The following is a 13,540-nucleotide window of genomic DNA, read 5'->3' as shown; positions in this document are numbered from 1 at the left end:
TATTATCTAATTACTAAAAGTAATTAGATATAAAATATTTTGTTAAATTCTATAAATAAGTAAGTTGTGGTAGAAATGCTTTGAATTGCCACTATTAATATTGGGGACAATTAGAGAGCGAAAGGTATAAAAAGAATTGGAATTTAATAACTCTTTGTTTTTTATAAAAACATGAGCTTCCGTACAATTCATTTTGAATAAATTGACCAGGATTATACAACAAGAGGGGGACTGAAATTGGAATCAATGACCTTTGTTTTATTTGGAGCGACAGGAGACTTAGCGAAACGCAAAATTTACCCCGCACTATATAACTTATATAGAGATCAAAAGCTTCCAAAGCAAATATCCGTTATCGGGCTTGGGAGACGTGAAGTATCTCATATAGATTTTCAAAAAAGAATAAAAGAATCAATAGAAACGTTTTCCCGTCATAGAGAAGAAGGTACTTCAGAACTCGAAGTTTTTTTAGATAATTTTCGTTATTGTCCATTAGATGTGAGTAAGCCGGAAGACTATGAGAGATTATTACAAGTCGTTCGTGAAAGGGAAGAAGAACTAAACATAAAAGGTAATAGAATGTTCTATCTTTCAGTTGCACCTGAATTTTTCGAGACAATCGCTTTAAATATTAAGGAAAGCGGACTTGATAAAACGGATGGATGGAAACGTCTGATGATTGAGAAACCGTTCGGGCACGATCTTAAATCTGCGCGCGAGCTTAACGATAAGCTTAGTCGAACGTTTGAAGAAGACGAGATATACCGGATAGATCATTATTTAGGTAAGCCGATGATTCAAAATCTTGAAGCACTTGAATTTGCAAATCCTGTTCTTCAATCGATTTGGAATAAAGAACATATAGCGAATGTACAAATCACAGCGAGTGAAACAGTTGGGGTTGAAGAAAGAGCAGGATATTATGATCAGGCGGGAGCCATTCGTGATATGGTTCAAAATCATATGTTACAAATATTAATGATGACTGCTATGAATCTGCCGGAAAAAATTAACGCATGTGAAATTCGAGAGGAAAAGCGAAAGGTAATGGAAACGCTTCGTAAAGTGAAAAAAGAAGACGTTCAGAAGCATATCATTCGCGGACAATACGCTTCAGGAGAGATAAATGGTCAACAAGTTGTAGCATATAAAGAGGAGCCAGGAGTAAATCCTTCTTCTAACATAGACACATTTGTTGCTGCTCGTTTATGGATCGATAATCCATTTTGGACTGGCGTTCCTTTCTATATACGAACAGGAAAACGAATGAAAGAAAAGTCTACTCGTATTGTAATCGAATTTAAAAATACGTTAAAACAACAATATCAAGATAATAATCCAAATGCAGCACCTAACTTATTAATAATTGAAATTAGTCCAGGTGAGAATGTTTCATTACAGTTAAATAGTAAAAACCCATTGAAAAATGGAGAAATTGAACCGATCCGTATTAACTTTACTTGTGAGCAAGCGGATGTGGGAGTACCTGAAGCGTATGAAAGACTCATTCATGATGCTGTGAGTGGAGACGCTACATTCTTTGCACATTGGAGAGAAGTTGAATTGTCATGGGAATGGGTACAACCAATTCTTGAAGCATTCGAGGAAAACTTATTGCCACTTCATGAATATAAGTCGGGTTCATATGGTCCAGATGCGTCTAATGAACTATTGCAAGAAAGTGAATTTAAATGGTGGTTAGATCAAAAAACGGAAAAATAAGTACTTTCTTTAATGAAAGTATTTAGGGGGACAATTACTATGGCACAAAACATAAATCAATTAGCAGTGAATACACTTCGTACGTTATCAATTGATGCTATTAATGCGGCAAATTCAGGTCATCCGGGTCTTCCGATGGGAGCGGCACCAATGGCTTATGCATTATGGGCGAATCATTTAAATCACAATCCTAATCATCCAAAATGGTTTAACCGTGATCGATTCGTTTTATCGGCGGGACATGGATCGAGTCTATTATATAGCCTACTTCATTTAGCTGGATATGGCGTTTCGATTGATGACTTGAAAAGTTTTAGAAAGTTAAATAGTAAAACACCAGGACACCCCGAGTTTGGTCATACTCCTGGAGTTGAAGCGACTACAGGCCCGTTAGGACAAGGGATTGCCAATGCTGTCGGAATGGCAATGGCAGAAGCGCATTTAGCAGCGAAGTTTAATAAGGACGGTCACTCTATTATAGATCACAATACGTATGCTTTAGTTGGAGACGGTGATTTAATGGAAGGTGTCGCTTATGAAGCGATGTCAATGGCAGGGCATATGAAACTTGGCAAGTTAATTGTGCTGTATGATTCAAATGAAATTTCACTTGATGGTGAATTAAACATTGCTTTCTCTGAAGATATTCAGAAAAGGGTAGAATCTGCACATTGGCAATATGTAAGAGTTGAGGATGGAAATGATGTTGAGGCTATCACAAAAGCTATTCAATTAGCGAAAGGCAATACGGATCAACCTACTCTTATAGAAATTAGAACCATTATAGGTTACGGAAGTCCAAAAGTTGCTGGAACGAACAAAGCACATGGTAACCCGCTTGGAGTAGAAGAAGCGACAGCGACAAAACAAGTGTATGGTTGGCATTATGAGGAGGACTTCTTTGTACCTGAAGAAGTAACAGCTCATTTTAATGAACTGAAACAAAAAGGTATTGAAAAAGAAAATGGCTGGAATGAGCAGTTCAACTTGTACAGAGAGTCGAACCCTGCACTAGCAGATGAATTAGAAAAAGCGATTACAGGTGAAGTTTTAATCGAAGCGAAAGACATTTTATCCTTCGATACGGAAAAAACGATTTCAACTCGTGTTGCAAGTGGAGAAGCTATTAATCATTATGTGAAATCGATTCCTTCTATTTTCGGTGGAAGTGCAGATCTTTCTCATTCCACTATGACAGATATAAAAGGTGAAGCAGTGTATGCAGTAGAATCGTATGCTGGCCGAAATATATACTTCGGTGTACGTGAACATGCAATGGGCGCGGCTGCGAATGGGCTGGCACTTCATGGAGGAGTAAAACCTTTCGTAAGTACATTCTTTGTATTTAATGATTATCTTCGTCCATCAATTCGACTTGCTGCATTGCAAAAGCTACCTGTTACTTATGTATTTACACATGATTCGATTGCTGTGGGAGAAGATGGTCCAACGCATGAACCAATTGAACACTTGGCAGCTCTTCGGGCAATTCCTTGTCTAACAGTTATTCGTCCGTCAGATGCAAATGAAACAGCGAGTGCTTGGGCTTATGCTTTACAACAAACGGGTGGTCCCGTGGCTTTAGTACTTAGCCGTCAAAATTTACCGGTGTTTGATGAAACGAAAGCGAACATAGAGAACCTCTCTAAAGGAGCTTATGTATTAACGCAAACAAATGAAAATCCGGATGTGATTTTAATTGCGACAGGTTCTGAAGTATCCTTGGCTGTTAGTGCGAAAGCGAAATTAGAAGAAGAACATGTTTCTGTTCGTATCGTTGCAATGCCGAGCTGGGAGTTGTTCGATCGTCAATCGAAAGAATATAAAGAATCAGTTCTTCCGTCTTCTGTAACAAAACGAGTATCTCTTGAGATGGGTGTATCTCTCGGCTGGGAGCGTTATGTAGGACAGGAAGGGGAAATATTATCGATTGAAACATTTGGAGCTTCAGGAACTGGAGCTGAAGTCATGAATCTATTTGGATTTACGACAGAAAATGTTGTTCAAATTATACAAAATGTATTGAAATCTTAAGCTATGACTGTGAATACCTTTCTGGACATATCAACTTATAAGTGCTGAAAATGATATGTCAAAAAGGTATTCAAGATTGTAGTGATATGGATTTTTAATAAAAGGTGATTTAAGGAGGAACTATATTATGCAAGTAGGATTAATTGGTTTAGGTAAGATGGGATTAAATTTGGGGAAAAATTTAATTGATCATAAACATCAAGTGGCAGCATTCGATTTAAATACGAGTGCAGTGGAAGAAATGAAAGAGTATGGGGCTACAGGTGTATCTAGTTTAAATGAACTTGTTCAGTCATTAGAATCACCAAGAATTCTTTGGGTTATGGTTCCGCACGCTGTTGTTGATTCTGTTATTAATGAGGTTACACCGCTGTTATCAAAAGGAGATATATTAATTGAAGCTGGTAATTCACATTATAAAGAGTCTATCCGTCGATATGAGCAATTAAAGACAGAGGGTATTCACTTTATGGATGCAGGAACTTCTGGCGGAATGGAAGGCGCTCGTAATGGTGCTTGTTACATGATCGGAGGAGATCAAGAAGCTTGGGAAATCGTTGAACCTATTTTCCGCGATACAGCTGTAGAAAATGGATACTTATATGCTGGAAAAGCTGGTAGTGGTCACTTTTTAAAAATGGTTCACAACGGAATTGAATACGGTATGATGGCTGCTATTGGTGAAGGATTTGAGATTTTAGAGAAAAGTGAATTTGACTACGATTATGAAAAAGTATCAAGAGTATGGAACAACGGTTCAGTAATTCGCTCATGGTTAATGGAATTGACTGAAAATGCATTTTCTAAAGATGCAAAACTAGATGAAATTAAGGGAGTTATGCATTCTTCTGGTGAAGGAAAATGGACAGTAGAAACAGCATTAGACCTTCAAACAGCAACTCCTGTTATCGCAATGTCTCTATTAATGCGCTACCGCTCATTAGACAATGATACGTTTACAGGAAAAGTTGTAGCAGCCCTGCGCAATGAATTTGGCGGACATGCAGTCGAAAAGAAATAAAAATCCTAAAGTTATAACTCGTAACGTTTAAAAAATGGAGGGAATTGATCATGAAGTTTTTTATTGATACTGCAAATCTTGAGGACATAAAAAAAGCATATAAACTGGGAGTTTTAGCTGGTGTTACAACCAATCCTTCTTTAGTAGCAAAAGAGGGCATCAAGTTTGAAGATCGTATTGCAGAAATTTGTCAGGCAGTACCTAAAGTCGAGTCTGTTTCGGCAGAAGTAACTCCAGATGCTATTACAGCTGAAGAGATGATTGCCCAAGCAGAAGAATTGATTAAAATTAACGGTGGCGATAAAAACATCACGATAAAACTTCCGATGACGCTAGCAGGATTAGAAGCTTGTCGCTATCTTACTGAAAAAGGTGTTAAAACGAACGTTACACTTATTTTCACTGTGAACCAAGCTCTTTTAGCTGCTCGAGCTGGTGCAACGTATGTTTCTCCATTTTTAGGTCGCTTAGATGATATTTCTGAAGATGGCGTATTATTAGTTGCTAAAATTGCTGAATTATTCGATGTTCATCAATTAGATACACAAATTATTGCGGCTTCTGTCAGGCACCCGGATCATGTAACTCGTGTAGCAATGGCAGGTGCTCACATTGCAACAATTCCTTATAAAGTAATTGAACAACTTGCTATGCATCCATTAACGGATCAAGGTATTGAAAAGTTTGCTGCGGATTGGGCAAAAGCGCCTAAGTTATAATGAAATGAAGCTTTCACTAATTGCTTTTTCAAGAGAGAACCGCTCCCTATGTAACTTTATTGTTTTCGGGTTTGAAGTCTTATTACATGAAAACAGCAAAATAAAAGGAGTCATTCATTTTCCAAAAGTATTAGTTTCGTTTTTCAAAATAGCACTATAGTTATGAAAAGGACCCCTTTATGAGAGAGAAGTTTGTTAAAAACTCACATAAGGGAGAGTCTTTTTTCGTATAAATCATGGTGCTCTCAAGTATGTATATTTAAATATCCTTCCAGCTCAAGAAAGAACTTTGTGTGGGGGATTTTTTGTTATAGGAATATTTCGAAAGGGGTTACATAGTGAACTCAAAATATATGATTGGTGTAGATATTGGGACAACTAGTACAAAATCAGTTTTGTTTTCAATTGATGGATCTGTTATTGCAAGCCATGGGATTGAATATCCTTTACATTCTCCCACGCCAGAAACAGCAGAACAAGATCCAGAAGAGATTTTTCAAGCAGTGATACATACGATTAAAGAAGCTATACGATCAAGTAATGTACAACCGATTGATATTCTTTGCGTCTCTTTTAGTTCGGCAATGCATAGCGTCATTGCTGTAGACGAAGAAGGGAATCCGTTAACGAGATGTATCACTTGGGCAGATAATAGAAGTGCAAGCTGGGCAGAGAAAATAAAAAGTGATATGAATGGTCATGAAATATATCTTCGTACTGGGACACCAATTCATCCTATGTCACCACTTTCGAAATTAGTTTGGCTTCAGAATGAGCATGCAGAATTGTTTGCAAAAAGCTATAAATTCATTTCTATTAAAGAGTATGTTTTCTATAAGTTATATAAGGAATATGTAATTGATTATTCTATAGCATCAGCAACAGGAATGTTCAATTTAAAATTTTTAAAATGGGATGAAGAGGCTCTACATGTTGCAGGGATTTCAGAAGAAAAGCTTTCTAAACTTGTTCCAACGACACACAGCTTAATAGGATTAAATGAAGAACTTGCAAGAGAGATGAATTTACTTGTGTCTACTCCTTTTGTATTAGGAGCGAGTGATGGAGTACTATCAAACTTAGGTGTAAATGCAATAGAGCCTGGGGTTGTAGCTGTTACAATTGGTACGAGCGGCGCGATACGTGCTGTAACAAATCGTCCTGTAACAGATCCAAAAGGTAGAATTTTTTGTTATGCCTTAACTGAAGACCATTGGGTAATTGGTGGACCAGTTAATAACGGTGGTATGATTTTCAGGTGGGCTCGTGATCAATTAGGTACTTCAGAGATTGAACTTGCAAAGCGTTTAGGAAAAGATCCATATGAAGTGCTTACTGAAATAGCAGGAAAAGTTAATCCTGGATCTGACGGTTTATTATTTCATCCGTATTTAGCAGGGGAAAGAGCTCCTTTATGGAATGCAAATGCGCGAGGATCTTTCTTTGGACTTGGATTGCATCATAAAAAAGAACATCTTATCCGTGCCGTATTAGAAGGGGTAATTTATAATTTATATACCGTTCTTCTCGCTTTAAAAGAGCTAATTGGTGAACCGAAAAAAATTCAAGCGACAGGCGGTTTTGCAAGGTCGGAACTTTGGAGACAGATGATGGCAGATATCTTTCATCAAGACGTATATGTTCCGGAAAGTTTCGAAAGCTCTTGCTTAGGAGCTGCGATTCTCGGTTTATATAGTCTAGGTGAAATAGATTCATTACATGTAGTTTCTGAAATGGTTGGGGCAAATTTTTATCATAAACCAAACATGGAAAGTGTGGAAAAATATAAAGATTTAACACCAATCTATATTCGTCTGTCCCGTCACTTGGAAGAAGAATATGAAAGTATAGCAGCTTATCAGAAAAAATGGGTTTAAAGGCTATTTAGCAGGAAAATATGGTAACGTATAAAGAGGTACCCCAATTTTTTAGGATATTCTTTCAATATAAAATAGTTTAAGGCTACTTAGTAAGAAGTTTGATGAACAAAAACTATAGGGAGAGGGTTATGAAAATGATGGATAACAAAGAGTTTATTGGATATGTTGGAACTTACACGAAGGAAAATAGCGAAGGAATATATACTTTTACTTTAGATACGGAAGCAAAAAAAATTAGTAGTGTAACACTTGCCGCTAAGCTGGACAACCCTACATATGTAACGATTAACCGAAATAATGAATATCTCTATTCTGTTGTTAAAGAAGGCGAATCTGGTGGTGTAGCTGCTTATTCGATTGACAGTCATACTGGAGAACTAAAGGCGGAAAACAGACAAGTAGTAGAAGGTGCTTCTCCTTGTCATATTAGTGTTGATAGTAAGAATCGCTTTGTAGTTACAGCGAATTACCATAAAGGAACGATTGAGTCTTTTGAGGTAAATGAAGAAAATGGAACTGTAAATCCTGCTTCATCTGTTATTACACATGAAGGTTCAGGTCCGAATAAAGAAAGACAAGAAAAACCACATGCACATTACGCGGGATATACCCCTGATGAAAAATATGTGGTGGGTGTTGATTTAGGGATTGATAAATTAATTACGTATGAAATAAAAGATAGTACATTAATAGAAGTGAATAGCCTGTCTGTAAAACCAGGAAGTGGTCCAAGACATATTACTTTTCATCCGAATGGAAAGTTTGCGTATGTGATGACTGAGCTAAGTTCAGAGGTCATTGTGCTAACATATAATTCGGAAGAAGGATCCTTTACAGAAGTACAGTATATTTCTACTGTTCCAGAAGAATTTGATGAAAATAGTCAAGGAAGTGCTATTCATATTTCTTCTGACGGCCAATTTGTGTATGCAGCCAATCGAGGTCATAACAGTATCGTTGTTTTCAATGTGGATCAAAATTCAGGTCAGCTTACATTTGTTGAACATACATCTACAGAAGGAAATTGGCCGAGGGATTTTGTATTAGATCCTACTGAAAAGTTTCTTGTTGCTACAAATGAAAAGTCACATAGTCTTGTGCTATTTTCAAGAAATGAAACTACAGGGAAGCTAACTCTTTTACAATCGGATGTTGTTGTACCAGAGCCTGTTTGTGTTAAATTTTTAAATGTTTAACGTGCGTTGATAAAGGGCAAGGGATGGAAGCTCAATTCATGTAGAAATGTAGTTCTTTGTCGAAACGTCGATATAATTTCATATATCAAAAAAGAAACGTAAAAAGCAAAGCGATCATCGCTTTGCTTTTTATTGTTTCTTTTTTGGTCTACGTACTAACTCGCCACCACAGTTCGGGCAAACATTTTGTCTTTCTTCTGTACATGGTGCACAAAATGTACATTCATACACGCATATGTATGCTTCAGAATCGGGCTGAAGGGAATCGTCGCAAATTTGACAGTTTGTTTTCATTTCTAGTGCCATAGTATCTCTCCTTGTTATTTGAAAGTTCTTAATTTAATTATAATTAATATTGTAGAGGAAGTCCTTTTTAAATGAAAGGAAATAAACGGATTAAGTTGTTGTTTGAGATGAAATATGCCGGTTTATTTTAAAATTGATTATTTAGTGCAGTTGGAATATTATGAAATAGTCAAAAGACAACAGGGGGTATATATTTTGACTAATAATAACGATTATTTTTATGTAGAAGAGACTATAAATTACAATAGTTTAAAAGCAGACTGTGAAAAATGTTTTGGTCTATGCTGTGTAGCATTACCGTTTGCGGCATCAGTAGATTTTGCGGTGAATAAAGATGGTGGTAAACCTTGTTCAAATTTACAATCAGATTATAAATGTAGTATACATAAAAGTCTTAGAGGAAAAGGGTATAAAGGTTGTACTGTATTTGAATGTTTCGGCGCTGGGCAAAAGATTTCTCAAGTTACGTTTAATGGAATTGATTGGCGGAAAGATGCTCAGCATGCTAGAAAAATGTATGATGCTTTTCCGGTTATGCATCAGCTTCATGAAATGCTTTGGTATTTGAAGGAAGCCGTTCTTTTAAAGGCGACGCAAACGATTCATCATGAGCTTAGTAAAGCGATTGAAGAGACGGAACGACTTTCAAATTTAAGTGCAGATGAGTTAATGAAAGTAAATGTTCCATTACATCGTACAGAAGTGAATGTTCTCCTTCTGGAAACGAGTGAACTCGTTTGGAAGGAAATAAATACTGCAAATAAGAAAAGAATTAGTCACCGAGGTGCGGACCTAATGGGAGCAAATCTTAAAAAGAAAGATTTACAAGGAGCGAATTTAAGGGGAGCTTATCTTATTGCGGCAAATTTACGCGATGCTAATTTAAGAGGTGCAGACCTTATAGGCGCTGATTTGCGTGATGCAGACATTAGAGGAGCAGATTTTACAAATAGTATTTTTCTTACGCAAGTCCAGATTAATGCAGCAAGAGGGGACAAATATACGAAATTGCCGAAAATGTTGTCCCGTCCAGGCCATTGGACTGCGTAAATTGCATGTAGTGGTTTGCAAAGTAATATACCAATTTGTATTGGATTTCACAAACAAGATCCAATTATAAAAACAGGCAGAGATTAAATCTCTGCCTGTTTTTTCTTTTCAAGAGTAGTAATTATAACGCTGCATATAATAAGAATACCACCAATGAAAAAGTTACTGCTTAACGTCTCATTTAAAAGAAGCCAGCCGAGTAATGATCCAACGATAGGTTGGAAGAAGAAAAATAATGAACCGATGCTAGCATCCATTAACTCTAATCCTTTATTCCAAAGGAAAAATGCACCTGCGGTTGAGACGATTCCTAAATAGAGTACGCCTAATAATACGTACATGTTCACATGTTCAATAGGAGTTGATTGAAATTCCCACACCATACAAGGTGTTATAAAAAAGAGTGAAAAGAATATAGCGTACGTTGTAATAACTAAAGATGAAAATCGAGCTGAAGCGATTTTTACATAAATGGATAGTAAAGCCCACGTAATAGCGGCTCCAACTAAAATGATTGTACCGATAAAATAGGAGCCAATTTCAATATCCCATCCGATAACGATAATGACACCGATTGTTGCGATGGTAGTTGATAACAGTCTACGAGCAGTTAGTTTTTCTTTTAAAATGAGCGCTGCAAATATGACCATAAATGCAGGTGTAGCTGACGTTACTAAAGAGCCTGTATGAGCGTCGGATAATTTTGTTCCGATAAATTGACATGTGATCGAAATGAAGTACCCGATGAATCCAATCCAAGCGAATAGTAACCAATCTTTTTTCTGGATGGTTATTTTTTTCTTTTGCTTTCTTTCTGTTGTTTTCAAAAGCACGTATAAAACAACAAAAGCGATAATAAAGCGTAGCCAAACGAGTGTTAGTGGCGGGATAAAGTCGAGTACATATTTGCTAACAACATACATACCGCCCCAAATACTTGCTGCTAGTGATAAACATATAGCTCCTAAAATTGTTTGTTTCATTTGAATTACCTCCGTCTATTTTTAGGGTGATGATAGATTCCCTAAGACGAGGCATAGTGTATGTGTTATATGAATGCCCGTCTTAGTTTATAGACGGCCTACAGGTTGATCGTTTTCGAATGAAGTGTTGTAGTACATATGCATATTCCTCCTCCTGTATTTATAATGATATTATAACTTAATTTTCAGATTATTGGAGAGTGTTATGAAATATAGTGTTATGAAATCACATGTTAGTAACTATCCTGACCCAATTTGTTTAGATGAGGGGGATTTCGTTTCTATTGGTGAAAAGTATAAGGGACCAGAAAACTGGGATGGCTGGGTGTATTGTTCAGAAGAGAAATATAAAAGAAAAGGTTGGGTACCAGAACAAATTATAAGTAAACGTACTGATGGAAGTGGAGCTATTATAAAGAGATATACTGCAAAAGAATTAAATGTGAGTAGTGGAGAAATACTTATTGGGTTAGAAGAATTAAATGGATGGCTCTGGTGTGAAAAGATAGATGGTGAAGTTGGATGGGTGCCGAAAGAAAAATTGAGGCGAAATTAGGACACATATCTTTTGTTCATGAGGATATTAGTTGTAGATTAAAAAAAATAGATTGCTAGAGAAAACGATAGTTTATATAATTTTTGAATAGTAATAAGATGAGAAATGAAATTTTGTATCTCGTGAATAAGAAACCGTCACGTTTGACTGTACAGTTTATGTATTGTATGATGTTAGTACTATAAACAAGGGGGGAAGATCGTTGGGAAGGTGTATCGAATCGGACAGTTGGCTCTCATGGCTCACGTGTCGAAACGAACGATTGATTATTATACGAATCTAGGTATCTTAAAAGCGGAGCGATCTCAATCTAATTATCGCTATTACGACGAAACAGCATTTGAAACATTACAATTTATTGAGAAGTGCAAAGAAATGCATATGCCGCTTTGTGAGATTAAAGAGAAAATCGAGGAGAAGAAGAAGCTGCTCGGTATCAATGAACACGTTTCGAAACAAGTGAATGAAGTGACAGACCATATTCATAGATTAGAAGCAGAGCTAACGGAATTAAAGCCTCTTTTAGATGAATTGACTGATTCACAACGTGAAAAAATATCGAAATCTTTATCAGGTCAAACGACAGCTTTAATACAGACACTTGCTCTATTATTATAGAAAAAGTGAAATCCGACCTCTTTAATTTTTGTATCGGGCTATGTTTTCTAACGAACAAATAAGAAAACATTATAGTATACAGGAGGTGGACACCTTAGTTTTTTAACTAAGGGTATTCATTGGAAATATTTAATTTAGTCATGGTTGCGATTTTAATCGCATTTACTGGATTTTTCGTAGCAGCAGAGTTTGCGATTGTAAAAGTACGTTCAAGTCGCATTGATCAGCTTGTTGCGGAAGGAAAACGCGGTGCATTAGCGGCGAAAAAGGTAACAACAAATTTAGACGAATATTTATCTGCTTGTCAATTAGGTATTACAGTTACAGCGATGGGACTTGGTTGGTTAGGTGAACCGACGATAGAAAAATTATTACACCCGTTATTTGAGAAATTGAATTTAAATCCTTCTATTTCACAAGTATTAACGTTTGGTCTTGCATTTATGACGATGACGTACTTGCACGTTGTAGTCGGGGAATTAGCTCCGAAAACGATGGCAATTCAAAAAGCTGAAAAAGTGACATTGTTATTTGCGGGTCCGTTAATGATGTTCTATAAAGTTATGTATCCATTCATTTGGGTATTGAATAGTTCTGCTCGTGTTGTAACTGGTTTATTCGGTTTGAAGCCAGCTTCTGAACATGAAGTAGCTCATACAGAAGAAGAGTTACGTCTTATTCTTTCAGAGAGTTACGAAAGTGGAGAAATTAATCAAGCTGAATACAAGTATGTAAATAATATCTTTGAATTTGATAATCGCATTGCGAAAGAGATCATGGTACCACGTACAGAAATCGTTGGTTTCTATCTTGAAGATTCAGTAGAAGAACACATGAAAGTAATCCAAAATGAACGATACACACGTTATCCGATTTTTGGAGAAGATAAAGATGATATTATCGGTATGGTCAATGTAAAAGATTTCTTTATTCGATATATGAACAACGATAAAGAAGATTTATCATCGATTCGCACGTATATGCGTCCGATTATTGAAGTTATGGAAACAACTCCAATTCATGATTTATTACTGCAAATGCAGAAGAAGCGAATTCCAATGGCTGTTTTATATGATGAGTACGGAGGGACAGCTGGAATTGTAACGCTTGAAGATATATTGGAGGAAATCGTCGGCGAAATTCGTGATGAATATGATGAAGATGAAGCACCACCAATTCAGCATGTGAACGAGTACCATAAAATTGTTGATGGAAAAGTGCTCATCACAGAAGTGAAAGATTTGTTTGGATTACACATTGAAGAAGACGATGTGGATACAATCGGTGGATGGATTATGATGCAAAATCATGAAATTGAAGAAGGACAATACGTTGAAGCAGAAGGCTATGAATTTAAAGTGTTAGAAAAAGATGCTTATCAAATTAAACGTGTTGAAATTCGGAAAATGGACCATCAACAAGAGAAAGCAGTAACTGTGTAAGTTGCTGCTTTTC

At 36.5% G+C, this 13,540-nt stretch carries 12 protein-coding genes; 10 read left to right on the top strand and 2 right to left on the bottom strand.

Features of this window, described 5'->3' with window-relative positions:
• Positions 1-237 precede the first annotated feature (237 nt).
• The 6 genes from zwf to BAU28_RS15660 all read left to right on the top strand — a co-directional run bounded on the left by zwf (position 238) and on the right by BAU28_RS15660 (position 8,572).
• Entirely contained in the window at positions 238-1,722 is a 1,485-nt protein-coding gene (gene zwf / locus BAU28_RS15685; protein WP_071719068.1) for a glucose-6-phosphate dehydrogenase, read from the top strand.
• A 39-nt stretch (positions 1,723-1,761) separates the two neighbouring features.
• Positions 1,762-3,756 carry a transketolase gene (gene tkt / locus BAU28_RS15680; protein ID WP_071719067.1) on the top strand — a complete coding sequence of 665 codons (1,995 nt, stop codon included), beginning with the start codon at positions 1,762-1,764 and terminating at the stop codon, positions 3,754-3,756.
• Positions 3,757-3,883: 127 nt separating this feature from the next.
• Positions 3,884-4,777, top strand: coding sequence for a phosphogluconate dehydrogenase (NAD(+)-dependent, decarboxylating) (gene gnd, locus BAU28_RS15675; RefSeq protein ID WP_071719066.1), 894 nt, complete (start codon positions 3,884-3,886; stop codon positions 4,775-4,777).
• Positions 4,778-4,827: 50 nt separating this feature from the next.
• Entirely contained in the window at positions 4,828-5,496 is a 669-nt protein-coding gene (gene fsa, locus BAU28_RS15670) for a fructose-6-phosphate aldolase (RefSeq protein ID WP_071719065.1), read from the top strand.
• Between the two features lie 353 nt (positions 5,497-5,849).
• Positions 5,850-7,373 carry a gluconokinase gene (gntK, locus tag BAU28_RS15665; RefSeq protein WP_071719112.1) on the top strand — a complete coding sequence of 508 codons (1,524 nt, stop codon included), beginning with the start codon at positions 5,850-5,852 and terminating at the stop codon, positions 7,371-7,373.
• Positions 7,374-7,504: 131 nt separating this feature from the next.
• Positions 7,505-8,572 carry a lactonase family protein gene (locus tag BAU28_RS15660; RefSeq protein WP_083594746.1) on the top strand — a complete coding sequence of 356 codons (1,068 nt, stop codon included), beginning with the start codon at positions 7,505-7,507 and terminating at the stop codon, positions 8,570-8,572.
• 129 nt (positions 8,573-8,701) lie between these two features.
• Here the strand turns inward: BAU28_RS15660 and BAU28_RS15655 are convergent, their stop codons facing one another.
• The gene (locus BAU28_RS15655; protein ID WP_002172718.1) at positions 8,702-8,878 is read right to left on the bottom strand and encodes a DUF1272 domain-containing protein; all 177 of its coding nucleotides are present in this window, start codon (positions 8,876-8,878) and stop codon (positions 8,702-8,704) included.
• Between the two features lie 195 nt (positions 8,879-9,073).
• On the opposite strand from BAU28_RS15655, the gene BAU28_RS15650 reads away from it, so the two are divergent.
• The gene (locus tag BAU28_RS15650) at positions 9,074-9,928 is read left to right on the top strand and encodes a pentapeptide repeat-containing protein (RefSeq protein WP_071719064.1); all 855 of its coding nucleotides are present in this window, start codon (positions 9,074-9,076) and stop codon (positions 9,926-9,928) included.
• An 83-nt stretch (positions 9,929-10,011) separates the two neighbouring features.
• Here BAU28_RS15650 and BAU28_RS15645 read toward each other — a convergent pair whose 3' ends face one another.
• Positions 10,012-10,911, bottom strand: a complete 900-nt coding sequence (locus BAU28_RS15645) for a DMT family transporter (protein ID WP_071719063.1) — start codon at positions 10,909-10,911, stop codon at positions 10,012-10,014.
• Between the two features lie 205 nt (positions 10,912-11,116).
• On the opposite strand from BAU28_RS15645, the gene BAU28_RS15640 reads away from it, so the two are divergent.
• The 3 genes from BAU28_RS15640 (at position 11,117) to BAU28_RS15630 (ending at position 13,527) form a co-directional block, all read left to right on the top strand.
• Complete coding sequence (locus BAU28_RS15640; RefSeq protein ID WP_071719062.1) at positions 11,117-11,467, top strand: SH3 domain-containing protein; 351 nt, start codon at positions 11,117-11,119, stop codon at positions 11,465-11,467.
• A 210-nt stretch (positions 11,468-11,677) separates the two neighbouring features.
• Entirely contained in the window at positions 11,678-12,085 is a 408-nt protein-coding gene (locus BAU28_RS15635) for a MerR family transcriptional regulator (RefSeq protein WP_025149265.1), read from the top strand.
• 119 nt (positions 12,086-12,204) lie between these two features.
• A complete protein-coding gene (locus BAU28_RS15630) occupies positions 12,205-13,527 on the top strand; it encodes a hemolysin family protein (RefSeq protein ID WP_025149266.1) in 1,323 nt (440 codons plus the stop codon).
• The last annotated feature ends 13 nt before the right edge of the window (positions 13,528-13,540 follow it).

It is taken from the genome of Bacillus paramycoides (assembly GCF_001884235.1).
In the GTDB taxonomy this organism is placed as follows: Bacteria; Bacillota; Bacilli; order Bacillales; family Bacillaceae_G; genus Bacillus_A; species Bacillus_A paramycoides.
Note: the sequence above shows the minus strand (reverse complement) of the source record. Positions and strands in the feature narration are given on the sequence as shown.